The sequence below is a fragment of the Paenibacillus pabuli NBRC 13638 genome, assembly GCF_001514495.1.
GTDB classification, from domain to species: domain Bacteria; phylum Bacillota; class Bacilli; order Paenibacillales; family Paenibacillaceae; genus Paenibacillus; species Paenibacillus pabuli.
In genome coordinates, this window is the sequence record NZ_BCNM01000027.1 from 1 (window position 1) to 25,379 (window position 25,379).

The following is a 25,379-nucleotide window of genomic DNA, read 5'->3' on the forward strand; positions in this document are numbered from 1 at the left end:
CCGGCGCCTGGACGCAGCGGCGGCACGGCTGGAAGCCGCCGCTGCGCTGGTCGAGCCGTACCCCGCCATGGGGTCGGCGGTACGGGATCTGCGTGCACGCGCGGCTTCGCTTGCGGGCGGCACGTTTACGCTGGCGCTGTTCGGCGCGTTCAGCGCAGGCAAGTCCTCCTTCGCCAACGCGTTGCTCGGCGAAGCTGTATTACCGGTCTCGCCGCATCCTACGACAGCGGCGATTAACCGGATCATGGCTCCGTCCAGTGGCGCGGAGCATGGAACCGCCCGGGTCCGGATGAAGTCCCGGGACGCCTTCCAGGAAGATCTTGCGTATTCCTTCCGTTTACTCGGACTGGGCGAGCCTGGGACAGACTGGCAAAAACGGGTCAAGGCCCTTTCGCCGCAGGATGTACACCCCGCGGGGCGCCCGCACTACAGCTTTTTGCAGGCCGCCGCAGCAGGCTGGGAGAACACCGCAGATCAACTAGGCCAGGATGTGCTGGTGGATCTGAATGGATATCGAAATTTTGTTGCCAATGAGAAAAAGTCTTGCTTTGTCGACAGTATTGATCTGTACTACAGTTGTGATGTAACAGAACAAGGGATTGTCCTTGTAGATACGCCAGGGGCTGACTCCGTGAATGCCCGTCATACGGGCGTCACATTCAATTATATGAAGAATGCGGACGCACTCATTTTCGTAACGTACTATAATCATGCCTTCTCTCAAGGAGACCGACAGTTCCTGAATCAATTGGGACGAGTGAAAGACAGCTCGGCAATGGATCAGATGTTCTTTGTGGTGAATGCGAGTGATTTGTCTTCCTCTGAAGAGGAGTTGGAGCAGGTCCTTGACCATGTGAGCACACAGCTGCGCAGTAATGGTATTCGGGCACCTCGTCTGTTTCCAGTATCCAGCATGCTGGCGATGGAAGGGAAAACGGCCAATGATGTGACGCTGCTGGAACAATCCGGCTTCATTCAGTTCGAGGAAGAATTTAACCGGTTTGCAGGAAAAGAGCTTGCGGATCTTGCGGTCGGTGGAGCTTCAGAAGAGATCGCACGGGTGATAAAACGGCTGAAGACACGTGCCGAGGATGCGGCCCAGGGCGAAGAGGTACTACAGCGACGTCGGGAAGAACTGGGTTCAATCCAGGATCAGTCACTTCAGAGAGTGCATTTGCTTGCGGAACGGTCCATGAAGGCAGAATTGGCACAGGAAACCGCTGAACTGCTGTTCCATGTGCGGCAGCGGCTGGGTTACCGGTTTGGTCTGTTCATGGCAGAAGCATTCCATCCTTCAGTCCTTCGTGAGGATCGCGGGAATCTGAAAGCAGCCTTCGCAGCCTGTGGTCGCGAACTGCTGCGCATGATTGCCATCGAACTGGAACAGGAACTGCTCGCCACTACACTCAGACTCGAACAGGCTGGTCAGACTTGGATGCATAAGCAAGTGACCGAATGCGTAGATGAACTGAAACGATTATCTGGAGGAATGGATCTGTCGTTGCTTCTGAACGAACGCTGGAGCACGCCTGTCCTGGAAGAGGTGCGTTTGGAAGAACCTTCGGGGTGGAAAGCCTATTCGAGTTATTTCCGTAATCCGAAACAGTTCTTCGAAGGAGATGGACGACAACGGCTGCAGGAGGCACTTGATCCTGTAATTAAACAGATGGTGATTGATGTTCTTCCTGCTGCAGAGAATAAGCTGATTCAATTCTATGACAACCAGCTTGGGCAGTCTTTGCAGCATCATTCCCGTCAATTGGAAGAGCGACTTGAGGAGGCCGTGGGTGCCCTTCACGAGACACTGACGAGTGGAATTCCTGCCGAAGAATGGGAGAGTCTGTCTGCTCAACTGGAACAGATGGAACGTGAATAAAAGGTATTGAAATCCATGTCTGTATGGAAACGGTTGAAAAGCGAAATGAGTAAACCGGCGATATTTTGAAATGTTGTCGTTATACCCAAAAAGGCTCCTGCCTGTAAAGGCATACAGGGAGCCTTTTTTGATACGAACAACCTGAAAGGAAGAGAATATTCAAACATTTGATTGATAGGAGGGTATCTACCTCCCTTAATGACGCATTAAGGTGAAAGTAGCCTGAATATGGTCGCTTATTCGCTTTGCCGCGAATGGGGGACGGTGATAAACTTCATAAATGTTCATACTGTTTTTGAACGATATAAGAGGAGGAGAGACATGGATGTTCTCAGGCAATTGCAGATCTTTTTCTGGGAGAAGCGCACGTATTTATTTTTATCGATCTTATGCCTCGCCATAGCGACCGCGCTTGGACTGGTGTATCCGAACCTGCTAAGGATACTGATTGATGACGTCATTACCCCGCGTAATTTTGAAGACGTTCCCAAACTTGCTTTAACGGTGTTAGGCGTCGTTATTTTGAAAGCGGGAATGCAATTTCTACATGGTCTTTTTGGAGGGCGTCTTGGGAACTTCCTGGCGTACCGACTTCGTAACGCTTGTTACGAAAAGCTTCAATTTTTATCCTTCCGGTATTATGATACGGCCAAAACGGGAGACTTGATGTCCCGCCTCACGGGAGATCTCGAAGCGATCCGTAACTTTATCGGTTTTGGCTTCGCTCAGATTCTCAATATGGTTCTGATGGTCGTATTCGGCGCAATCATGATGATGACCATGAGCTGGAAGCTTACCTTGCTAACGCTCATATGTATTCCTCTGCTTGCCTACGTTGCGCTGAGATTCGAATCCCGAATTCACCCGGCGTTCCAAGAAATGCGGCTCGCACTCAGCTCACTGACGACTGCGGTACAGGAGAATATCACAGGGGTGCGTACTGTAAAATCTTTTGCGCGCGAGCCTTACGAAGTGGAGAAGTTTTCCACACGCAACGAGCGTTACAAAACAAATCAGATTCATGCAGCCACATTGTGGAGCCACTATTTTCCGATCATGGAGATTCTCGCTTCGGTCAGCGTAGTCCTGCTGCTCCTGGTTGGTGGAAACATGGTTATTCAAGAATCGTTAACACTCGGTCAACTCGTTGCCTTTTTCAGTTTGATCTGGTACATAATCGGTCCAATGTGGAACCTTGGTTTCCATATCAACAACTATACGCAATCCAAAGCATCGGGTGAACGGGTGTTAGAACTGTTGAATACGCCGGTAGATGTGCAGGAGACGGAAGATCCCGTCATTGTGGAGGCTGATCAGGTTAATGGGCATGTGACCTTTGAGTCCGTTACCTTTGCCTACGGCAATAAAATGCCTGCGGTAACGGATATTAACTTTGATGCACCACCTGGTTCCGTCATCGGATTCCTGGGAGGGACAGGGTCGGGTAAGTCGACCATTATACAGCTTCTCATGCGGGCATATAATGTGAACTCGGGTACCATCAAGTTGGATGGAAAGAATATTAAGGACATCGGCATTCGCAGCCTGCGGAGTCAGATTGCTTCTGTATTCCAGGAAACGTTCCTGTTCTCTTCCAGCATTCGCAACAACATTTCTTATGGGCTCAAGCATGTTACGATGGACGAAATTATCCGTGCAGCCAAGCTCGCCAAAGCCCATGACTTTATTATGGAATTCCCTGATGGTTACGATACAGTCGTAGGAGAACGCGGGATGGGCTTGTCTGGAGGACAGAAACAGCGTATAGCGATTGCGCGGGCATTGCTCAAGAATCCGAAAATTCTCGTTCTGGATGATGCAACCAGTGCAGTCGACATGGAGACCGAACATGAAATTCAATCCGGGTTCCAGGAAGTCATGCGTGGAAGAACGACGTTTATCATTGCGCATCGGATCTCTTCATTACGTCATGCAGATGAGATTCTGGTGCTGGATGAAGGACGGGTCGTTCAACGTGGTACACACAAACGTCTCATTGAAGAGCCTGGGCCTTACCGGGACGTATATGAGATTCAATACGCAGATTATATTGCCCGCGGTAAGCGGGAGGCTGGGGAGCAGGTGAATTCATGAGTGCCGAAACGGTAGCCGATAGGCGCGAGGCTAAAGAAGCCTCTGACAAGAAAATGAATGAACGTTTTGTATATCAGGACGATGAAATAATAGAAAAGCCGTTTAACTGGCGTGAGTTCGGGCGTTTGTTCTCGTACATGAAGCCTTATGCAAGACAACTCTTGCCGCTCATTATTCTAATGATGATTTTGGGCACCATCACGAAATTGTCCGTTCCATTTTTGATCAGTTTGGCGATTGATAAAGCGATTGCACCTGCAACGGGGTTACCAAGCTTGACGATGCTCTATATTATTGCTGGTTCAGTCCTTGCGTTATACCTGATTCAGTGGGCGGCCAATACGTATCGGATCAAATTGACGAACATTATCGGGCAGCGGGTCATTTACGATCTTCGCTCGGATCTGTTCAAGCATATCCAGAAGCTATCCTTTAATTTCTTTGACAAAAGACCTGCAGGTTCGGTACTGGTGCGTATCACCAATGATATCAACTCCCTGCAGGATCTGTTCACCAACGGTGCGGTGAACGTCATGATTGACTGTGTGCAGCTGCTCGGAATTATCGTTATTTTGCTGCTGATCAACTGGAAACTGGGTCTTGCGGTCATTATTACCGTTCCAATCATGTTTATCATTTCGACCAAACTGCGTGTGCTGATCCGCCGTGCATGGCAGGATGTACGTATGAAGAACTCCCGTATCAACTCCCATTTGAATGAATCCATTCAGGGGATTCGGGTGACTCAGGCGTATACGCAGGAAAAAGAGAACATGAAATATTTTGACAATATGAATCTGTCGAGCAAAAAATCCTGGGACCGAGCTTCGGCCATGAACCAGGGCTTTGGTCCTCTGATTGAAATTACGGGCGGCTTCGGAACGCTGATCCTGTTCTGGTTTGGTGCTTATCTGATTCAAGAAGGGCAGCTGACAATCGGATTGCTTGTAGCATTTGCCAACTATGTCGGCAACTTCTGGGACCCGATTAACCGTCTGGGGCAAATGTATAATCAGCTGCTCGTTGCGATGGCTTCCTCTGAGCGGATCTTCGAGTTTATGGATGAAGAGCCGAGTATTGCAGATAAACCTGGAGCCAAGCCGCTTGCTTCTATTAAAGGCGATGTTGTATTCGACAATGTGGTGTTTGAATATGAAAAGGGCCGACAGGCGCTGAAGGGCATCAGTTTCTCTGCAAATGCAGGACAATCGATTGCACTTGTAGGGCATACGGGTTCAGGTAAAAGTACCATTATCAATCTCATCAGCCGGTTCTATGACATATCCAGCGGACGACTCACCATTGACGGTCAGGATGTGAGGGACGTAACGGTAGAAAGTCTGCGCAGCCAGATCAGTATTGTGTTGCAGGATACGTTTATCTTCTCTGGCACCATTCGAGACAATATTCGTTTTGGACGGCTGGACGCAACCAATGAGGAAGTGGAAGAAGCAGCGAAGGCTGTCAATGCGCATGAATTCATTATGAAACTGCCTGGGGGATATGATACGGAAGTGGAGGAACGCGGGAATGTATTATCCATGGGACAACGGCAATTGTTATCCTTTGCCCGCGCCTTGCTGGCAGACCCTCGGATCTTGATTCTGGATGAAGCGACGGCCAGTATAGATACCGAAACGGAGCTCAAAATCCAGGAGGCTTTGAAAGTGCTGTTGGAAGGAAGAACTTCCTTTATGGTAGCCCACCGTCTCTCGACGATCCGAAATGCAGATAAGATCATTGTGCTGGATCATGGCGAAATTAAGGAAGAAGGAAACCATGAGCAACTTATCCAGAAACAAGGAGTTTATAATGGATTAATAGAAGCTCAATACAGATTTTTGTAAATGAATTCCGGTCTATATGTATATTTTAGATATTTATGACTGATACACTTGACACTTCGGTAACCTTAACCCTAATTATTCCTTCAAGAAAAGCAAATTGTTTCTAATGAAGGCAGGGATAAGGAATACTGTGAGTGTCTTTTTTTAATTCCAATGGCCCAGTTCTGGCCGTTTATGAAAGAGGACGTGCATAACGACTCTTATTGGTATTTAGTGCATTTAAGGAATTGTGTTATATTTTACGATAACCGAAAGGAACCATCAGGACGGCGGAGGGAGAACGATGCAGGAAGAACATAGGGAAGTCCAGTTCAAACGTTTTGATAAATTGGATCATCTGCACTTTAAGCTTCTACATGTGGACCATCCTGGCGCAAGCGATTGTGTAAAGGAGTGGTGTTTGAGAAAACACTTCCTGGATACGTATATGTTATTGTTTATGGCCAGCGGTCAGGGCTTCTTAACAGTGGATGGCAACTTTATTGAATTGTGCTCAGGGGCGTTGTACATCGGACTGCCGGGTCAGTTAGTTGAGGCAAATGTTCATTCACTGGATGAACGTGGAATGTATCATATGAACTTTGATGTGATGCATTCGGCAGATCATAATGAATGTGCTGCTCTCGATACTGTGAAGCAACTTCTGGGGGATTCGTGTGGCAGTGAGGTCATATGCGCTTCGTCGGTTGCGGTTGGTTTGCTCTGTCAGACGATCTATCAGCAAGCACGGAGTAACAATGGTTTGCAAAGATACTATGCTCAAATTTGTTTTCTGGAATTACTGTATACCCTGTTCAACGATGTGGTTCGTGCAGAAGGGCGTTTTTCCACTTCACCTGCAGAGCTTGCAAAGGACTACATTGAACAGAATTATATGAACAAAATAACGATACATGAGCTGGCAGCTGTTGCACGAATGAGTTCTCGTCACTTCATGCGCTTATTCAAAAAAAGATATGGTTGCAGCGCGGTGGACTATTTGACCTTTTTCCGCATCAAGCAAGCACAGATAATCATGAGAAACGATCACAGTTATCGTCTCAAGGATATTGCATCATACGTGGGCTATCAGGATGAAATGTACTTCAGGCGTAAATTCAAGCAAATTTCGGGTATTGCCCCAGCCGCATTTATACAGGGCAGCAAGCAAAAAATAGCGGCTGTTCATTCCTTGAGCATAGGAACGCTCCTTGCCTTGCAGATTATTCCATGTGCTGCAAAAGCAAGTCATCCATGGACTGAGTATTACAGACGAAAATATGAAACGGACAAAGTCATGCCGCTGGGTGAGGTGGAAGCCATCTGGCTGGAGCAGCTTCGCATGGTTGATCCGGATTATATCATCACCGTTGAGAGAGAAATGTCGGACACGCTGGCTCATCAGCTTCGTTCCATTGCACCTGTATGCATCATTCCGCAGGAAAAGGGAGATTGGCGGGATCACCTGAAATATGTTGCCCGTTTTTTGGACAGATCGGATGTTGCGGAGGTGTGGCTGCAAAGATATGATGAGAAGTCAGCGATGGTTAGAACACAGCTTGCAGGCCACCTTCTGGAAGAAAGGTTGCTTGTACTGAGAGTACATGGCGAAGTGCTGCAGGTGCTGGGGCCTAGGAGCATAGCTTCTGTATTTTATGTGGACATGCAAATGAACGGTCCTGAAGGGGTAGAGGCATTCTGGGAGCTGGGAACAGTGAAAGTTACAGAACTGCTGAAGCTCTCAATAGATAGAATGCTGTTGATCGTGGAGGAGGATGAGAAGTCCAAGCAAACGTGGAGCGCTCTTCGAAACTCTAAAGCGTGGAATGATACGACAGCAGTCCAAAATGGATGCATTGATATACTCATGCCGAGCGTTCTGCTGGATTATACTGCGTTTACCCATGAACTGATGCTGGATGAGGTATTAAAGATCTGGCAAGATCGTCCATAACAAAAAGTCCGAATCGTCGATATCATGCAGGAACGTAATTTAATATACTACTCCTATATCTAAATGATAATGATAATTATTATTAATGAATCATTTTCATTTCTATTTGACATATAGGGGGTACATACGAAGTGAAGTTCAAAGGGTTAACAATGGTGTGTGCAATTTTGATTTTACTCATGATTTCCGCATGTAGTCCGACCAGTCAGAAGGTGTCTTCAAGTGAAGCGCAAGAAACAGGAGCGCCCCATTCATCAGCAGTAGAAAATGACAAGGTAAAAGTGGTCCATACTGAAATGGGGGATATTACCGTACCTGAATCACCACAACGGGTAATCGGTCTGTCGGTTGTATACCCGGAGTTATTATATGCACTTGGGGTCGTACCAGTGGCTGCACAGAACTATCATTCTGAGTTTCCAGCGTATCTACAAGAGCCATTCTCCAATACGCTGAAGATGGGCATCGCAAGGACACCTGATTTTGAAGCTATTCTTGAAGCAGGTCCAGACTTAATTATTGCTCCTGCTTGGTGGTCAAAAAAGGACTATGATCAGCTTTCCCAGATTGCTCCAACCGTTCTGCTGCCAGAGTATGATGACTGGCGAGATGAACTGCGTGATATGGCAGCGATTCTGGGGAAAGAAGATCAGGCTGAACAGGTTATGCAAGACCTGGAGCAGCATGAAAAACAAGGCGCCGAAACGTTGCACAGCCTGATTGGTGACGAGACTGTGTTGTACATCAGAGTGATGGAAAAGGAAATCGTATTGCATGGCGAGAACATCGACCGGGGAAGCTTCATTCACAAACAATTGGCTTTGAAATCACTGCCAAATTTCCCTAAATCCGAAAATGCAATGTCTGTATCCTTGGAAGTACTGCCCGAATACGATGCAGATCATCTGATTGTACAGTTGGATGATGAGACGAACCAGGAGATAAAAAGCAAGTTTGAAGAGATGTTAACCACATCACTGTGGAAAAATCTGAAGGCGGTCAAGAATGATCATGTCTACATGGTCGGAGGAAAGGAATGGTTCAACCTGGGAATGTCTCCGCTTGCCGACAATTATGTGATTGATGATATCGTTGCTGCTTTTAGGGAAAAGAATTAATAAGATAGAAGGCGCTATTGTTATCATTGCTTTTCAACGCAAAAATCAGAACGGGATGTGTCCGAAATGAATGAAGAAGACATTTATGATGTGACAATCATTGGCGGTGGTCCTGCGGGCATGTATGCGGCCTTTTATGCGGGAATGCGCGAAATGAAAGTGAAAGTGATTGAAGGCAAAGATCAGCTTGGCGGCTTTCTGCATACCTATTCGGATAAAACGATATGGGATGTGGGCGGGGTGCCGCCCATGACATGTTCCAGGTTGATCGAGTGGCTCGTGCAGCAGGCGAACACATTTGATCCAACCGTTGTATTGAATTGCAGTATAGAGCGATTCACCCCCATGGACAACAGACTATTCGCCCTGCATACTAGTGGAGGCGAGCTGCATTATTCACGCACCATTATTATCGCGATCGGTCGGGGGATCGCTGAAATTCAACGACTGGACATGGAAGAAGCCCATGAATACGAGCGGAGCAATCTCCATTATACGGTGCAAAGTACGGAGCGTTTTAAGGGGAAACATGTGTTGATTTCAGGTGGAGGCAACAGTGCTGTTGACTGGACCATTGAGCTCGCGGAACAAGCTAAAACGGTAACCGTTGTTCACCGTCAAGAGGAATTTCGCGCCATGGAACGAAATGTGAAACATATGAAAAACATCACAGATGTGCGTACACCTTATCAAATTACGCAGTTATACGGGAATGGGGAACGCATACATCAGGTGGCTATAACTCACGTACATACCGGGGAGAATATTCTGCTCGAAGTGGATGAAATCGTGGTTAGCCATGGGTATACAAGCCATGTAAGCGACATTGCCCGTTGTGGCCTGGAGATGAGCGAAGGCATGATTGTAATGAGCCGGTTTGCAGAGACTAATATTCCTGGTATTTTTTCGGCTGGGGATTGTGCAACCCATGAGAGCAAAGTACGACTGATTGCCGGAGCTTTTAATGATGCAATTGTGGCAGTAAACAGTGCGAAACAGTACTTGAATCCTCAGGCGCCCCAAATGGCCTATGTTTCTTCACATAATGACCTTTTTCGAGAGAAAAATCGGCAAATTACAGGTTGGGGAACTTTCGGGAAGCAGGCTTCCTCAAGTTTATAACAGAATGCTGATTAACATTAGAATCACATCCTTAAATTTGGGAGGAATGGAAGGAGTATCGAATCTATAAGCGGTAATTGTAAAATTTGATCGAAAAAACACAAAAAATCTTGTAAAATTCACAAGAAAAATAGGGAGCACTCTTGCATTCTTTAACCAAAACCCCGAAAATAGAGAGATAGATATAGAAGATTTCTCTTTGGGAGGATTGGAAAGAACATGTGGGGTGCTCCTTTTACGGCTCAAGCCAAAAAAATGCTGCTTTTGGGCAGCGGAGAATTGGGAAAAGAGGTCGTTATTGAGGCTCAACGACTGGGAGTAGAGACGATCGCTGTCGATCGTTACGACAACGCACCTGCCATGCAGGTTGCTCATCGGTCATACTGCATCGACATGTTAAATGCCGAAGCTTTGAAACAATTGATCCGTAAGGAACAACCTCATTACATCGTACCTGAGATCGAAGCTATCGCAACAGAAGCTTTATTGGAGCTTGAGGAAGAGGGATTTTGTGTCGTGCCTACCGCGCGAGCTGCACGTCTAACCATGGATCGCGAAGGCATCCGTCGTCTTGCAGCAGAACAATTGAATCTTCCAACAGCAGCCTACCTTTTTGCGGACAACCTGGAACAGCTTCAGGAAGCCGTACGTGAACTTGGCACACCTTGTGTGATTAAACCACTGATGAGCTCGTCCGGCAAAGGGCAGAGTGTATGCCGTACACCGGATGACGTAGAGGATTGCTGGAACATTGCTCTTTCGGGAGCTCGTGGCAAATCCGTACGAGTCATTGTGGAGAGCTTTGTAAAGTTTGACAGTGAAATTACACTGTTAACTGTACGCTCCGTATCAGGAACCGTATTCTGTCCTCCAATTGGTCATATTCAAAAGGATGGGGATTATGTCGAATCCTGGCAGCCTCATGCCATGACTTCTGAGCAATGGGAGCAGGCTTGTCATATCGCCAAATCGGTTACAGATGAGCTTGGCGGTTACGGACTGTTCGGGGTTGAATTATTTTTGACACCAGACGGTGTAGTATTCAGCGAAGTATCTCCTCGCCCGCATGATACGGGCATGGTTACCATGGTGACGCAAGACAGTTCCGAGTTTGCGCTGCATGTACGTGCAATTCTTGGTTTTCCGGTTACAGATGTACATCTGCTGACACCGGGAGCTTCAGCTACGCTGAAGGCTAATGATGAAACATCTGACTTTACAGTTAGCGGAATGGAAGAAGCGCTGGCGCTTCCTCGCACTCAGGTTCGTGTATTTGGTAAACCTGAAACCAAAGTAGGACGCCGCATGGCCGTAGCGTTAAGCGCCGGTCCAGATGTGGAAGAAGCTCGTAAAACTGCGGTACAAGCCGCTAATATGCTGAAAGTGGAGGTAAATCATGTCCAATAATGTTGAGGCCCCTGTACTGATGATCCGGGAGTGTGAACTGCGAGATGCTGAAGCGGTAACGGGACTGATGCGAGAGGTCAGCTATCCGACAACAGCTAATGTTATGAAAGAGCGCATTGAATGTTTGGAGAGCAATCCAAACGCATGCATGCTTGTTGCCGAAGTGGATGAACAAATTATTGGTGTGATCGGCTTGCAGTGTGTGCAAAGTCATGCCTATCCGGAACCTGCCGCCCAAATCACGTCTCTGATCGTAGGTCAGGAGCACCGTGGAGGCGGGATTGGCCGTCGTCTGATGGCTCGTGCCGAAGACTGGGGCAGACAACAAGGCGGAAAACAATTGTTTGTCACAGGTGCGAATCGCGAAGTGACTTCAACGACATATTCCTTCTATGAACACATTGGTTTCCAGAAGAGAGGCTATCGTTTCAGTAAAGTTCTTCTATAGAAAAAAATTTCATTATATCGTGATCTTCACGTTCAGGTGTGGTGAATGATAAATAGATGGTGAATGGCATTCGGCGAGCACTTTTTGTCCGAATGCCGTTTTTTTATGCATTTTTTCTTGAATTGATGTGATTCATCATTAAATATGCATGATTCCAGAGGATGTATCAGGAGGCTGGGTCCGCCCGGAGCTGTTTTGAAACAGGTCCTAAAAATGACAAAAAAGTTACTTTTCCATATTTTATAGGTTCACATTCTACTTGTGAATTGATATACTCCTAGAGTATTAATTACAAAGTTGTCATAACTAATTTCTAAGGAGATGAATTGAATTTGAAGAAGAAATGGATGAAAACCGTCGTAACCAGCAGTCTGACAGCCGTACTTGCCGTAGGGATTATGCTCCCTGCTTCCGCTTCTGCTGCAGATGTATCATATAAGACTACAACGTATAAAATTACGAGTGCAGAGAGTCTAAAAGCATACATTGAGCAATGGCTGAAACAAAATGGATACAAAGTATCCGAGAGTGAGGGGCAAACAACGGTAGAGAAGCCTGCTGCAAAGCCTGATCCAACCACTAAGCCAGCTCAACCGACAGCACCTGCAAAACCGGTAACACCTGCAAAACCAACTCCAGAGAAGAAACCGGCAACGACACCTGCCAAAGATCCTTCAAATACTGGAAACGGAACGACTACAGGCAATACAAAAAACAGTGGCAGTGAGAGCACAAAATCGGATTTTGCAGCTCAGGTCGTAAAACTGGTGAACGCTGAACGTGCCAAAGCAGGTCTGGGCGCATTGGCTTCCGATGCTCTTTTGGACAAAGTGGCTGTAGCCAAAGCGAAAGATATGAGCGACAACAATTATTTTGACCACCAATCACCAACCTATGGTTCTCCGTTTGACATGATGAAACAATTCGGAGTAACTTACAGCTATGCTGGCGAGAATATCGCGCAAGGGCAAAAAACACCTCAAGAGGTTGTTACAGCCTGGATGAATAGCGAAGGCCACCGTGCGAATATCCTGAGCAAAAACTTTACCAAAATTGGTGTTGGATATTACAACGGATATTGGGCTCAAGAATTTATCGGCAATTAATCATTTTTATTGAAGAATAATCTGGTTTAATTCAAAAAAAGGCTATGTCATCACGGCTTGAAGCTGTGCGTGACATGGCTTTTTTTGTGTAAAAAACGTATTGGATACCGGATTCCACTTATATAACAGCAAAATTTGCAAAATAACGACAGAACATTTATGTTATTTAGAAAAAGCGTCATCTTAATGTAAAATTATTTTAAATTTTAAGTACCCGGCCTGGTGTACATGAGCGGAGATGTGATGAATGAAAAAAAGAAATCTTGATTCGGCGCCATGGATCTGGAGAACCATCAGTACAGTATCCATATTGACAACATTGCTGCTGTTATTTGGATTTGGGTATGCCATCAAAGACGTCATTTTTCCTGAGGGAGATGCCAAGCTAGGGACAGGCCAGCAGACAGCGACACCAGCGCTGGATAGCGGGAAAGAAAGACCTGCGGTGAATGATGGCAAAATTCGAATGGCTGTGATTGGTGATTCACTGGCAAGAGGTACCGGGGATGATGAAGGGCTTGGTTTTGTAAGACGGGCAGCTAATTTGCTCAAAGACCAGGGATATGATGTGCAAGTGCTAAACAATATGGGTGTGAACGGTTTAAGAACAGACGCATTGTTGAGCAAGCTAGATGAGCAGGGCGTACGTTATGTCTTACAACAGTCCAACTTTATTTTGTTGTCGATCGGAGCCAATGATCTATTCCAAGGTGGACAAGTTCTACAGGGAGAAGACGCGCCAACGGCAGAGACACTTGCTGCGGCTTTACCTGAGACGTCCAAGCGTTTGCAGGAGATTTTGAAAAAAGTAAAAGAGATTAACCCGGATGCTCAGATCGCATACATAGGGCTGTATAATCCGTTTGGCGATGTCAAGGAATTGAAAGAACCGGGAAATGCAGCGGTGGCTGCATGGAATGATGCGGCTCTAGCTATTTTGAACAACGAGGACAAGATGACGCTCGTGCCTACATTTGATCTGTTTGAAAATCATCTGGGACAGTATCTGTCATCAGATCATTTTCATCCCAATGGAGAAGGATACGAGCAGATTGCCGCTCGGGTTGCGCAGGAATATCAGGCGGATACTCCAGCAGAAGGGAGCGGAAAATAAATGGCACAAGAACAGACTGATTCCGTATTGTCCGTGCAGCATCTGAAGAAAAAAATTGGACGCAAGTGGATCATTAAGGATGTAACTTTTGACGTTAAGCCAGGCGAAATTTTTGGTTTTCTGGGGCCCAATGGTGCCGGGAAGACAACAACCATTCGGATGTTAGTCGATCTGATCAAACCGACGGAAGGCAAGATTAAAGTCTGCGGTTATGATGTGAATCGTGATCCTGAAAGAGCCTTGAAATATGTGGGATCCATTGTGGAGAACCCGGAGGTCTACACGTATTTGACCGGGTGGGAGAACCTGGAGCATTTTGCCCGTATGCAGCCTGGCGTGGATAATGACCGTATTCAGGAAGTTGTGGATATTGTTCGGCTTGATCAGCGGATTCATGATAAAGTAAGAACCTACTCTCTGGGAATGCGTCAACGTCTTGGCATTGCACAGGCACTGCTTGGACGCCCGCGACTGCTGATTCTGGATGAGCCTACGAATGGACTTGACCCCAAAGGGATTAAGGAACTTCGTGTCTTTATTAAACAGCTTGCGAGCGAAGGGATGGCTGTATTCGTCAGCAGTCATCTGCTCAGTGAGATTCAGCTTCTCTGTGACAGGGTGGCGATTATCAGTGCAGGCCGCGTCCTTGCAGTTGGCGGGGTCAATGAACTGATTGAAGACCATTCCAAATTGGCGATATGGCATGTTACGCCGCTGGAAGAAGGCAAAAAAATGCTGCTGGATGCAGGTGTTTCCCTCGTAGATCGGCCAGCCGATGTTATGGACGATACCATCATTGCTGGGCTTGGTCCGAATGCTGTCGTTGCCGAAATGCATGAGGATCGGATTCCGAACCTGGTGCAGCAGATGGTGCAAGCCGGGATTCAGGTTGAAGGCGTACAGCGGATTCAGCCTACGCTGGAACAGTTATTCTTAAAAATGACAGAAGGTGAATCCATTGAGTAACATCATGCCGCTGATCCGCAACGAAACGATCAAGATGGTGAAGAAAAAACGTCTTTATATTATTTTTATTGTACTGGCGGTCCTGGTTCCAATGTTTACGTATGCCCAGATGAAATCTGCGGAAAATAATCGTGACAAGTTTGGCGGGGACTGGCGGCTTGAACTGCAGCAGGCTATTACGGATAATCAAAACTCGCTTGGAAGTGACCGCGTACCTGAAGAATATAAAAAGTACAGAACGGTGTACATCCAACAGATGCAATATTATCTGGAAAATGACATCAATCCCAAGGAACCTGGCGGTGTAACGTTTACGCGGGAATTCATGAATAACGCTGTTGGACTGTTCATCCCGCTGCTCATTATGGCGATTGCTTCGGACCTCGTGTCCGGTGAGCGTACCACAGGTACGATCAAGATGCTTCTAACCCGTCCGGTCAAACGCTGGAAAGTGCTGCTGAGCAAACTCATTACACTGATTATGTTTGTGTCAATTATCGTGGTGTCGGCGTACATTATCTGTTATGTGATCTCGGGAGCCGTGTTCGGATATAAAGGTTTCGGCATGCCGATCTTTACCGGATTCAAGGTTGTGGGCACGGATGTCGATATGTCGGCAGTGCATGCTGTGGACCAGTGGCTATACATGTTAATGCAGGCTGGACTAATCTGGTTTGTCAGTGTTATTGTTGCGATGCTTGCTTTCATGGTTTCTGTATTGGTTCGAAGTACAGCTGCAAGTATTGTTATTATGATGGCAGCACTCATCGCAGGTACCATTCTTACGAGTATGGCTGCCTCCTGGCAGTCAGCGAAATATCTGTTTATGGTGAATCTCGAACTTCCGAATTATTTGTCTGGGGGTTTGCCGCCAATCGAAGGGATGAATTTGGGTTTTTCCCTTATTGTGCTTAGCGTTTGGGGCATTGCTTCACTTTTTGTGTCATTCATTGTCTTTACGAAACGGGATATCTTGAATTAAAATGGACAAGGATAAGAAAACATCTGTTTGCATTTCAGGCATTTTTTTAGTTGCAAGTTAAGAAGGGGGAGCATGAATGGTCGAGCAAATCGATATGTCGGCAGGTTCGACAGGCGGAGGACAAGGGTCTTCAGGCTACGACGCGGACGACATTCAAGTACTTGAAGGACTGGTAGCGGTACGGAAACGGCCGGGGATGTACATCGGCAGCACCAGTACTTCGGGTCTACATCATTTGGTATGGGAAATCGTGGATAACGCTGTCGACGAACATCTCGCCAAATTCTGCTCCAAAATCGATATCACGCTGCATAAGGACGGTTCTGTTACGGTTCAGGATAACGGAAGGGGAATTCCGACAGGCATACATAAAACAGGGATTCCTACTCCCCAGGTCGTGTTTACGATTTTGCACGCAGGCGGAAAGTTCGGTGGATCAGGATATAAAAAATCCGGCGGTTTGCACGGTGTAGGTGCGTCAGTTACGAACGCATTGTCCGAATGGCTTGAAGTCGAGATTTTCCGTGATGGCAAGATACATCGTCAACGTTTCGAATATTGGCAGGACAAAAAAGGCGTTGAACATGTCGGAGAACCGGTATCTGGCCTTGAAGTATTGGGTAATACCAATCGGACGGGTACGAAAGTTACGTTTAAACCGGATATTCGGGTGTTCCAGAACGGGATTCAATTGAATTATGATACACTGGCAGAACGTCTTCAGGAGATTGCTTTTCTGAATTCGGGTCTGAGAATTGTACTCAAGGACGAACGTTCAGGCAATCAGGATGAGTACATGTACGAAGGCGGAGCAAGCCAGTTTGTTGCTTTTCTTAACGAAAATAAAGATGTGCTTCATGATGTCATTCACTTCTATGCGGAGAAGGATGATATTGAGGTCGAAGTAGCGATCCAGTATAACGCGGGTTATACGGAAACGCTGGCGTCGTTCGTGAACTCGATTCCCACTAGGGGCGGAGGTACACATGAGACCGGATTCAGAGCGGCTTATACACGTGTGATGAATGACTACGCACGGCGTACCAGCATGATTAAAGAGAAAGACAAGAACCTTGAAGGTAATGATCTGCGTGAAGGCATGATGGCGGTTATCAGTGTCAAAATGTCGGAAGTTGAATTCGTAGGACAAACGAAGGATCAACTCGGTAGCGCTTCCGCGCGAAGTGCCGTGGATTCTGTCGTGTCCGAGAATATCCAGCGGTTTTTGGAAGAAAACCCGCAGGTTGCGCAAACGTTAATTCGCAAAGCCGTTCAGGCCTCCAGAGCCAGAGAAGCTGCACGAAAAGCACGGGATGAGATGCGGACCGGTAAAAAACGAAGTGAAAGCTCCAATCTGAACGGCAAACTGACCCCGGCACAATCCAAGGATTTTACCCGGAATGAACTGTTTATCGTCGAAGGGGATTCCGCAGGTGGCTCAGCCAAACAGGGACGTGATTCCAAGATCCAGGCGATCCTCCCGCTTAAGGGTAAACCGCTCAATCCGGAAAAAGCGAAATTGGCAGATATCCTCAAAAATGAAGAATATCGTGCTATTACATCCGCAATCGGAGCAGGTATTGGAACCGAATTTGCAGTTGAAGACAGCAATTATTCCAAAATCATCATTATGACGGATGCCGACACGGATGGCGCACATATACAGGTATTGTTGCTGACTTTCTTCTACCGCTATATGAAACCGCTAATTGATGCAGGCAAAATATATATCGCTCAGCCGCCATTATACAAACTCACACGCAAGTCAGGCAAAATGGCTAGTGTACGTTATGCCTGGACTGATGAAGAACTGGCGAACTACATGAAAGAATTTGGAAACAATGTGGAGCTTCAACGTTATAAAGGACTTGGCGAGATGAATCCGGATCAACTGTGGGAGACTACAATGAATCCGGAAACACGTGCATTACTCAAGGTACAGATCGTTGATGCAGCGAAAGCGGAGCGTCGAGTATCTACGCTTATGGGTGATAAGGTTGATCCGCGCAAACGCTGGATTGTAGAGAACGTCGACTTTACAGAGTACGAAGAATAGAAGGTGCTTGGAATGAGTTTATCAGAACAATTTATGCCGGCCTTTCTCGAAGAGGTCGTGGGTGACCGTTTCGGTCGCTACTCCAAATACATTATTCAGGACCGGGCCATACCCGATGTTCGGGATGGTTTGAAGCCAGTGCAGCGGCGTATTCTATACGCCATGTACGATTCGGGTAATACTCCGGAGAAACCGTATCGGAAATCAGCCAAAACGGTTGGGGATGTTATGGGTAACTATCATCCTCACGGGGATTCCTCCATCTATGATGGTATGGTGCGGATGGCACAGCCATGGAAAATGGGTCATATGCTCGTGGACGGTCATGGTAACTGGGGATCACAGGATGATGATCCGGCTGCGGCGATGCGTTATACAGAGGCACGGTTGTCGCCCATCGCGATGGAGATGCTTCGCGATATCGAGAAACGGACCGTTTTGTTTAAAGATAACTTTGATAATACGGCCAAAGAACCAGTTGTATTGCCATCCCGTTATCCCAATCTGCTCGTTAACGGTGTGAGCGGAATATCCTCCGGATTTGCAACGGAGATTCCTCCTCACAATTTGCGTGAAACCATAGATGCCTGTATCGCTGTAATGGAGAAGCCATCCATCGAGCTGGACGAGATCATGATGTTCATGAAGGGCCCCGATTTTCCAACAGGTGGGTTAATTATGGGCGGCGATGGAATTCTGGATGCCTATCGAACAGGCAAAGGACGGATCTATATCCGGTCCAAAACCGATATCGAGAATATGCGCGGCGGCAAACAGCAGATCGTTATTACGGAAATCCCTTATCAGGTCGTGAAATCCCGTCTGGTTACGGCGATGGAAAACATTCGGCTTGAGAAAAAGGTGGAAGGGATTGCCGAAGTCCGGGATGAAAGTGGGCGTGAAGGCCTGCGGATCGTGGTTGAGCTGAAAAAAGAAGCGGATGCTCAAGGCATTTTGGCATATTTGCTGAAGAAAACCGACCTGCAGGTCACTTACAACTTCAACATGGTTGCAATTGTGAATAAAGCTCCTCAGCAATTAGGATTGAAATCAATCCTCGAGGCTTATATTGCCCATCAGCGTGAAGTTGTAACTTTCCGTACCCGCTTTGAGCTGGAGAAGGCGGAGGACCGTGCGCATGTATTGGAAGGCCTGGTAAAGGCCCTTAACATCCTCGACGAGGTCATCGCGGCCATCAAAGCGTCGAAAAACCGTCAGGATGCTCAAAATAACCTGATGTGGATGTTCGGATTCTCGGAACGTCAGGCAGATTCCATTCTGACTTTGCAATTATACCGGTTGACCAATCTGGAGATTAATTCTCTGGAGAAGGAACTCGGCGAACTGATGAAAAAGATTACACAATTACGCGCCATCCTGGATAGCGATCGCAAGCTGATCGGGGTTATCCGCAAAGAATTGATGGAGATACGTGAGAAATATGGAATAGACCGCCGCTCAGCCATTCAGGGCGAAGTGGAAGAACTCAAGGTCAATCTGGAAGTGCTGGTCAACGCGGAAGATGTATTTGTTACCTTGTCCAAAGAAGGATACATTAAACGTACTGGGATGCAGTCATTTACAAGATCTGGCGGGGAGCGTAATGCAAGTGGCGTGAAGGATGGCGATTATATTGCCCAGGTCCTTGAAGTGAACACGCTGGAGAATCTGCTGGTATTTACGAAGAAAGGGCAGTATTTCCTGTTGCCCGTCCACCAGGTACCGGAATTCAAGTGGAAAGATCCGGGAACAGCGATCGTTAACGTCATTCCTCTGGCGAAGGATGATCGCATCTCAAGTGTACTTGCCGTTAAATCTTTTGAAGAACCGGATCACAGTCTGGTTTTCGTCACCCGAAAAGGACAGGTTAAACGTACCGAGCTGAAAGAATACGTCACCAAGCGTTCCGGTGCAGTGGCAGCCTGCAAAGTGGGCAAGGATGATGAGGTATTATCCGTTCATTTAAGCACAGGAGGCAAGGATATCCTGTTGATCACCAAAGAAGCTATGGCCATCCGATTCCGTGAGGATGAGGTGAATCCGATGGGACGTGTGTCTGGAGGCGTACGTGGTATTCAGTTAAAAGAGACGGATGAAATTGTATCTGTTCTATGGGTGGAAGGCGATGAAGGCGAGGTTGCTGTATTGTCTGACCTGGGTTACGGCAAACGCTCGTTGTTGCTGGATTACGCTCTGCAAAGTCGTGGCGGCAAGGGGCTGGCAACCTTTGAATTCAAGGAAGGCAAACGGGTGAAACCGAACGGCAGCCGCATTGCTGGCGCATTTTATTGTCGGGAACAACGGAATGTAATGGTGATGACCAAAGAAGGACAATCACATCAGATCTCTTCCGAAGGCGTGCCTATTACGGAACGGAAGCATATCGGTAAATTGCTCGTTCATGTAGACAAACAGGATGAAATCGTGGAACTGCTAACGGATTTTAACGAGAATGAGACAGGTTCATCTTCTTAAGAAACGTCAACATAAGGCTTTTCGCAGTACAGGCTGATCCTGTCGTGCGGAAAGTCTTTTTTTGTTGTTCAAACGCGGATTAAAAGAGGCGCTCGATGCAAAGTTTAACAACCTTCGTCGATTACGGTCGATCGCTGGGAAATTGAAAAAAGGCAGCAGGAATGCGGCTTTGAAGGGCGAAAACTTAAGCAGGTGAAGTGATAACCGGTTGCAGAGAGGAGCGATGCAAGATGTATAATTCCGAATTTGCCAAGTGCTGGTCGAGGTTGACCAAGGACTACAAGCTTCATATGGATCATGAGTTGGCCCCCTCGTTAACGGAGGCTCAGTTGGCTGTACTGGAGGTTCTTGAGGACCATGAGAAGATGAAACCATCCGACCTGATTCCTTTCTTGGCCACAACTCCCGCAGCAGTAACGATGCTGTTGGATCGCATGGAGAAAAACGGTCTGATTCGCAGGGATCGGGATGATCAGGATCGGCGCATTGTATGGGTATCGCTGTCCGACAAGGGAAGAATGGAGACCGAACGGGGGATCACCATCCGGAATGAATTTATGAATTCGGTTCTCAGCAACATTTCAATGCATAACCAACAGCTGCTGGTCTATTTGCTGGGCAAAATGACAACACCAAAAACCAAAGAGCCTGCTTTATCAACATCTTAACTACGTTGAACTCATAATAACCATGGAATTCTTGCTGAATCATGCAGGAGGACTATGGTTATTTTATTTGTATATAGTTAAACGTTTTGCCTCCTTTGAGTCACTAAGAATAAATTCTAAAAATTTATATGTAAAGAGTTGACTATGTAATTATTTTTGTTATAATAAATAATTGTTCCCCTGATATTTCGTGTACGAAATATTATATTCCATAAGTAAAAAGGGTGAATTAATGTCTGACACATACGAAGTATTCTACATTATCAATTCGTTTCGGCAGGTAAATCAAATGCTCTTCCGGGCGTTCTGGAATGAAAACAGGGAAATTGAGCTCACTTCGATTCAATTCATGGTGTTATCCATTTTGAAGGAGCGCCCCTCAATCGGGATCAACGAAGTGGCTGAGCTCTGTCATATGGGCAGCAGTTCCATGAGCGCTGTGGTGGAGCGTCTGGTCAAAGGTGAGTACATAGTTCGTACGCGTTCCGACTCTGATCGCCGATCCGTAAAGCTTCAGATTACGGACAAAGGGGAACAGGCTCAGCAGGAAACACACCACTTGTGGATGAAACGAGTTTCACCCATTCTGGATATCCCGAAGGAAGACCTTGAGCACCTGCTAAGAATTCATAATCAGATGATTGAAAAGTTAGAAGGAAGAGAGATGAACAACCAATGAGTACTACTGCAGCAGCAGCGCCATCCTCAGCGATGGACAATATTAAGAAAGGCCCGATTGTGGCCGCACTGTTAATCGGTGCATTTGTTGCCTTCCTGAATCAAACGTTGATGAACGTAGCTCTTCCGAAAATTATGGAAGACCTCAACATCGGAGCGAATAAAGCTCAGTGGCTGACTACCGGTTATATGCTTGTCAATGGTGTGTTGATTCCGGTTACGGCTTATCTGATCGCCAAATTCTCCACTCGTCAAATTTTTATTACAGCCATGTCCCTCTTTACAATAGGGACGCTGGTCTGTGGACTTAGTCCGACCTTTGGTATCCTGATGGTAGGTCGTGTTATTCAAGCGGCAGGCGCAGGTATCCTGATGCCTCTGATGACTGTTGTGTTCTTGACGATCTTCCCAATTGAGAAGCGTGGTCAGGCCATGGGTACGATGGGGATTGCGATGATTCTGGCTCCAGCCATTGGACCGACACTTTCAGGTTATGTGGTTGAGCATTATTCATGGAGACTGTTGTTCTATATCATTTTGCCATTCTCGGTTATTGCAACTGCAATTGGTATTGCCTTTGTCAAAAATGTAACACGTCAATCCAAACCTAAACTGGACTATCCAGGTGTTATTCTATCCACACTCGGTTTTGGTAGCTTATTGTACGGCTTCAGTGATGCGGGTACAGACGGATGGGGCAGTGCAATTGTAATTGCTTGTCTGGTCGTAGGGGCCATATCCCTGATTTTGTTCGTAATTAGACAGATGACAACCGATCATCCGCTTTTAGAGTTCCGTATTTTCAAATACAACATGTATACATTAACAACGATCATTAACATGCTCGTTACGATGGCGATGTTCGCCGGTATGATTTTGCTTCCGATTTTCCTGCAAAATATTCGTGGATTCTCACCAATCGAATCGGGTTTGCTGATGATGCCGGGTGCCATTCTGATGGGGATTATGTCCCCAATCACTGGTCGCATCTTTGATAAAGTTGGAGCGCGCTGGTTGTCCGTTGCCGGTCTTGCGATTACGGCCATCACCACTTGGGGGCTTAGCCGCCTGTCGATCGACACGACTTATGGCTACATGATGTTTATCTACACAGCCCGTATGTTCGGTATGTCGATGTTGATGATGCCTATTCAAACGGCGGGTCTGAATCAGCTGCCACAGCGTCTGAATGCGCATGGTACTGCAATGTCCAACACACTGCGTACCGTTGCGGGTGCGATTGGTACAGCGATTCTGGTTACAATTATGAGCAGTAAGCTGAAATCCCATTTGGCTGATACACTGGCTACAGGCCAAATTGCTGCAGATGATAAGGCTGCAATGATGCGTGCTACCGCAGATGCAACCATCTACGGTGTAAACTATGCATTTATCGTAGCGACTGCGATGACTATTGTTGCTTTACTGCTGGCGTTCTTTATCCGTAAAACCAAACCGGCTACTGAACCTGTCACAACGGAGCAACAAAAAGTGAATGCAACAGCTTAAATTAACCTAGATTACAGTTATTATTCATCCAATAAAGGCTTTATATATACAAAAGAGAGTTCAGGCAGATTACACTGCTTGGACTCTCTTTTGTTGTAATGCCTCTTTTGGGCTTTATCTTTCATCGGATAATGGATCAAGGAGGAAGGCAGGACCAGGATCATGGCCGAAGAGTCTGAGGTCGATGCTGCCATCCATCTGAAATTCAACACCTTCGCTAATAAGCTCCGTCTCTTGCATCAACCGAGAGTGTTCGTCGGGAATGGAGATCTGGCCTTTGGCATTGACGACACGGTGCCAGGGAAGCCGTTCCTTGCGGCTCATCGAGTGAAGGATGCGTACAACCTGTCTGGCGGCCCGTGGACTTCCGGCGTGCGCAGCAATCTGACCGTAGGTCATGACTTTGCCTTCCGGGATCGCTGCAATGATTGCCACAACTTGTTTGGTAAAAGGTGTCATCCGTATTTGCCCCTTTTTTTCACCGTCTGAATGTGCATCCAGCACTTAAACGGTCTATGAATGTTACTATTCAGTTTAACATAGCAGCTGCTTTAACAACTTGATTTTTATCTATGTTATATGGGGAACTGCACTTTATGTGTATTTTATTGTATAGTAAAGGATGAGAGCGTAAAAACACGGTCCGGTTGGTAGTCCGGGCGTATTCTTTCTTGATCATAGAGAAGGATATATCAGTGACCTTCCCCCTCGGGATGTCCTTCGTTCTCGTAACATTCAGAGGGGAGTAATATCATGAAATTAACCGTTTATTTTGATGGACAGTTCTGGCTGGGGGTTTTGGAAGATGAACGATGTACCCGGGTATGCCGTTATGTCTTTGGCAAAGAGCCGAAAGATGAGGAAGTACTAGAGTTTATTCGTGACCGTGCATTACCTCTATTGGAAAATGTTAATCCTGTGGCCGATAATACCACGAATGAACAGCAAAGAAGAATTAACCCTAAGCGTATGATTCGACTTGCTGCCAAACAGATGAAGGGCAGGGGTGCAGGAACCAAAGCCGAGGAAGTCATGCGATTGGAACTGGAACTCCGGAAAAAGGAACGTAAAACTAGAACAAAAGAAGTTCGTGAACGTGAAGCCGAACTTCAGCGCGAACTGCGTGTGGCCAAAGCCAAACGCAAGCATCGTGGAAAATGATTCATTTAAACGAATTCTTATAACAAAAAAAGTGCCAACCGATGTTAATCCTGGTTGGCACTTTTTATCGAGCTAACGAATTCGAACTTTCAGGTTATCGAAATGCCTGTTCGTATATATCCACTGGCCACTCGGCCCATGGAAATTCGCGTGGAGGCAGCGATCTCAGCGTAACCTCTTCCTTGGTTACCGGGTGAGGAAAAGCAGCGATCACAGACCAGAGGGCAATCTGTTGTCCCGGCTTATTCACACCTGTCCCGTATTTCTGGTCTCCGAACAGCGGGCAGCCGATTTCTTTCATTTGGACCCGAATCTGATGAGATCTTCCTGTATGCAGCTCGATGTGAACCAGACTGTAACGGTCGGTTTCGCCGATGACCCGATAATCCAACACAGCGTCTTTACCACCAGCTGTACCTTTTGGAACAACGGTCACGGTATTGGTACGCGCATCTTTCAGCAGCGTATGTTTTAACGTTCCTTGTTGTGCTGGCAGTTTGCCGTGGACAACAGCTGCATATATTTTGCGGAAATGACGTCCCCGAACCGTCTCGGATAATCTGGATGCAGCCTTTGATGTTTTGGCAAAAATCATCGCACCACCAACGGGGCGGTCAAGACGATGTACTAATCCGAGATAAACGTTGCCAGGTTTGTTATACCGCTCTTTCAAATCCTGTTTCAGCAGTGTAAGCAAATCTGGATCCCCTGATGCATCTTCCTGGGTAGGTACATTGACCGGTTTCGTGATGCCCAACAGGTGATTGTCCTCAAACAGAATTGGAATATCACCGGTTCCTTGCAAATGCTCAGACATAA

The 25,379-nt window shown here is 46.8% G+C and carries 20 protein-coding genes; 18 read left to right on the top strand and 2 right to left on the bottom strand.

Features of this window, described 5'->3' with window-relative positions; translation table 11 throughout:
- The 17 genes from PPA03S_RS27680 to PPA03S_RS27760 form a co-directional block, all read left to right on the top strand.
- Positions 1-1,876: dynamin family protein (locus PPA03S_RS27680; RefSeq protein WP_174532167.1), on the top strand; the 1,876-nt coding region annotated here is incomplete at its 5' end.
- Between the two features lie 321 nt (positions 1,877-2,197).
- On the top strand, positions 2,198-3,970 hold the full coding sequence (locus tag PPA03S_RS27685) for an ABC transporter ATP-binding protein (protein ID WP_062328386.1): 1,773 nt from the start codon (positions 2,198-2,200) through the stop codon (positions 3,968-3,970).
- Positions 3,967-5,817 (top strand): ABC transporter ATP-binding protein, encoded by a 1,851-nt coding sequence (locus PPA03S_RS27690; protein ID WP_062328390.1) that lies wholly within the window; start codon positions 3,967-3,969, stop codon positions 5,815-5,817. The genes PPA03S_RS27685 and PPA03S_RS27690 overlap by 4 nt, the downstream gene beginning before the upstream one ends.
- Positions 5,818-6,100: 283 nt before the next feature.
- The gene (locus PPA03S_RS27695; protein WP_062328393.1) at positions 6,101-7,750 is read left to right on the top strand and encodes an AraC family transcriptional regulator; all 1,650 of its coding nucleotides are present in this window, start codon (positions 6,101-6,103) and stop codon (positions 7,748-7,750) included.
- Positions 7,751-7,881: 131 nt separating this feature from the next.
- A complete protein-coding gene (locus PPA03S_RS27700; protein WP_062328396.1) occupies positions 7,882-8,868 on the top strand; it encodes an ABC transporter substrate-binding protein in 987 nt (328 codons plus the stop codon).
- Between the two features lie 66 nt (positions 8,869-8,934).
- Entirely contained in the window at positions 8,935-9,990 is a 1,056-nt protein-coding gene (locus PPA03S_RS27705) for an NAD(P)/FAD-dependent oxidoreductase (RefSeq protein ID WP_062328399.1), read from the top strand.
- 219 nt (positions 9,991-10,209) lie between these two features.
- Positions 10,210-11,397 (top strand): formate-dependent phosphoribosylglycinamide formyltransferase, encoded by a 1,188-nt coding sequence (purT, locus tag PPA03S_RS27710; RefSeq protein ID WP_062328401.1) that lies wholly within the window; start codon positions 10,210-10,212, stop codon positions 11,395-11,397.
- Positions 11,387-11,845, top strand: coding sequence for a GNAT family N-acetyltransferase (locus PPA03S_RS27715; protein ID WP_062328403.1), 459 nt, complete (start codon positions 11,387-11,389; stop codon positions 11,843-11,845). Before purT ends, PPA03S_RS27715 begins: the two co-directional genes overlap by 11 nt.
- Positions 11,846-12,177: 332 nt before the next feature.
- Positions 12,178-12,951 carry a CAP domain-containing protein gene (locus PPA03S_RS27720; protein ID WP_245683750.1) on the top strand — a complete coding sequence of 258 codons (774 nt, stop codon included), beginning with the start codon at positions 12,178-12,180 and terminating at the stop codon, positions 12,949-12,951.
- A 247-nt stretch (positions 12,952-13,198) separates the two neighbouring features.
- Positions 13,199-14,065: a GDSL-type esterase/lipase family protein gene (locus PPA03S_RS27725; protein WP_062328406.1), complete on the top strand. Its 867-nt coding sequence runs from the start codon at positions 13,199-13,201 to the stop codon at positions 14,063-14,065.
- Positions 14,066-15,031: an ABC transporter ATP-binding protein gene (locus PPA03S_RS27730; RefSeq protein WP_062328409.1), complete on the top strand. Its 966-nt coding sequence runs from the start codon at positions 14,066-14,068 to the stop codon at positions 15,029-15,031. It begins immediately after the preceding gene.
- Complete coding sequence (locus PPA03S_RS27735; RefSeq protein WP_062328411.1) at positions 15,024-16,013, top strand: ABC transporter permease; 990 nt, start codon at positions 15,024-15,026, stop codon at positions 16,011-16,013. Before PPA03S_RS27730 ends, PPA03S_RS27735 begins: the two co-directional genes overlap by 8 nt.
- A 76-nt stretch (positions 16,014-16,089) precedes the next feature.
- On the top strand, positions 16,090-18,069 hold the full coding sequence (parE, locus tag PPA03S_RS27740) for a DNA topoisomerase IV subunit B (protein WP_062328414.1): 1,980 nt from the start codon (positions 16,090-16,092) through the stop codon (positions 18,067-18,069).
- Positions 18,070-18,081: 12 nt separating this feature from the next.
- Positions 18,082-20,544: a DNA gyrase subunit A gene (gyrA, locus tag PPA03S_RS27745; protein WP_062328417.1), complete on the top strand. Its 2,463-nt coding sequence runs from the start codon at positions 18,082-18,084 to the stop codon at positions 20,542-20,544.
- 230 nt (positions 20,545-20,774) lie between these two features.
- A complete protein-coding gene (locus tag PPA03S_RS27750) occupies positions 20,775-21,212 on the top strand; it encodes a MarR family winged helix-turn-helix transcriptional regulator (RefSeq protein WP_062328420.1) in 438 nt (145 codons plus the stop codon).
- Between the two features lie 232 nt (positions 21,213-21,444).
- Positions 21,445-21,891 (top strand): MarR family winged helix-turn-helix transcriptional regulator, encoded by a 447-nt coding sequence (locus PPA03S_RS27755; RefSeq protein WP_062328423.1) that lies wholly within the window; start codon positions 21,445-21,447, stop codon positions 21,889-21,891.
- Complete coding sequence (locus PPA03S_RS27760) at positions 21,888-23,399, top strand: DHA2 family efflux MFS transporter permease subunit (protein ID WP_062328426.1); 1,512 nt, start codon at positions 21,888-21,890, stop codon at positions 23,397-23,399. Before PPA03S_RS27755 ends, PPA03S_RS27760 begins: the two co-directional genes overlap by 4 nt.
- A gap of 114 nt (positions 23,400-23,513) precedes the next feature.
- Here PPA03S_RS27760 and PPA03S_RS27765 read toward each other — a convergent pair whose 3' ends face one another.
- Positions 23,514-23,858, bottom strand: a complete 345-nt coding sequence (locus tag PPA03S_RS27765) for an MGMT family protein (RefSeq protein WP_062328429.1) — start codon at positions 23,856-23,858, stop codon at positions 23,514-23,516.
- A 294-nt stretch (positions 23,859-24,152) separates the two neighbouring features.
- Here PPA03S_RS27765 and PPA03S_RS27770 point away from each other — a divergent pair, with 294 nt between their 5' ends.
- Positions 24,153-24,560: a YjdF family protein gene (locus PPA03S_RS27770; RefSeq protein WP_062328431.1), complete on the top strand. Its 408-nt coding sequence runs from the start codon at positions 24,153-24,155 to the stop codon at positions 24,558-24,560.
- Between the two features lie 94 nt (positions 24,561-24,654).
- On the opposite strand, the gene PPA03S_RS27775 is transcribed toward PPA03S_RS27770, so the two are convergent.
- Complete coding sequence (locus PPA03S_RS27775) at positions 24,655-25,377, bottom strand: RluA family pseudouridine synthase (protein WP_062328434.1); 723 nt, start codon at positions 25,375-25,377, stop codon at positions 24,655-24,657.
- Between the last annotated feature and the right edge of the window lie 2 nt (positions 25,378-25,379).

What these genes read in the sequence shown, in the direction of transcription:
- PPA03S_RS27705 (WP_062328399.1), top strand. Translation starts at nt 8,935, where the DNA reads ATGAATGAAGAAGACATTTATGATGTGACAATCATTGGCGGTGGTCCT.
- purT (WP_062328401.1), top strand. Translation starts at nt 10,210, where the DNA reads ATGTGGGGTGCTCCTTTTACGGCTCAAGCCAAAAAAATGCTGCTTTTG.
- PPA03S_RS27715 (WP_062328403.1), top strand. Translation starts at nt 11,387, where the DNA reads ATGTCCAATAATGTTGAGGCCCCTGTACTGATGATCCGGGAGTGTGAA.
- parE (WP_062328414.1), top strand. Translation starts at nt 16,090, where the DNA reads ATGGTCGAGCAAATCGATATGTCGGCAGGTTCGACAGGCGGAGGACAA.
- PPA03S_RS27755 (WP_062328423.1), top strand. Translation starts at nt 21,445, where the DNA reads ATGTCTGACACATACGAAGTATTCTACATTATCAATTCGTTTCGGCAG.
- PPA03S_RS27685 (WP_062328386.1), top strand. Translation starts at nt 2,198, where the DNA reads ATGGATGTTCTCAGGCAATTGCAGATCTTTTTCTGGGAGAAGCGCACG.
- PPA03S_RS27730 (WP_062328409.1), top strand. Translation starts at nt 14,066, where the DNA reads ATGGCACAAGAACAGACTGATTCCGTATTGTCCGTGCAGCATCTGAAG.
- PPA03S_RS27775 (WP_062328434.1), bottom strand. Translation starts at nt 25,377, where the DNA reads ATGTCTGAGCATTTGCAAGGAACCGGTGATATTCCAATTCTGTTTGAG.
- PPA03S_RS27695 (WP_062328393.1), top strand. Translation starts at nt 6,101, where the DNA reads ATGCAGGAAGAACATAGGGAAGTCCAGTTCAAACGTTTTGATAAATTG.
- gyrA (WP_062328417.1), top strand. Translation starts at nt 18,082, where the DNA reads ATGAGTTTATCAGAACAATTTATGCCGGCCTTTCTCGAAGAGGTCGTG.
- PPA03S_RS27690 (WP_062328390.1), top strand. Translation starts at nt 3,967, where the DNA reads ATGAGTGCCGAAACGGTAGCCGATAGGCGCGAGGCTAAAGAAGCCTCT.
- PPA03S_RS27770 (WP_062328431.1), top strand. Translation starts at nt 24,153, where the DNA reads ATGAAATTAACCGTTTATTTTGATGGACAGTTCTGGCTGGGGGTTTTG.
- PPA03S_RS27750 (WP_062328420.1), top strand. Translation starts at nt 20,775, where the DNA reads ATGTATAATTCCGAATTTGCCAAGTGCTGGTCGAGGTTGACCAAGGAC.
- PPA03S_RS27760 (WP_062328426.1), top strand. Translation starts at nt 21,888, where the DNA reads ATGAGTACTACTGCAGCAGCAGCGCCATCCTCAGCGATGGACAATATT.
- PPA03S_RS27725 (WP_062328406.1), top strand. Translation starts at nt 13,199, where the DNA reads ATGAAAAAAAGAAATCTTGATTCGGCGCCATGGATCTGGAGAACCATC.
- PPA03S_RS27765 (WP_062328429.1), bottom strand. Translation starts at nt 23,858, where the DNA reads ATGACACCTTTTACCAAACAAGTTGTGGCAATCATTGCAGCGATCCCG.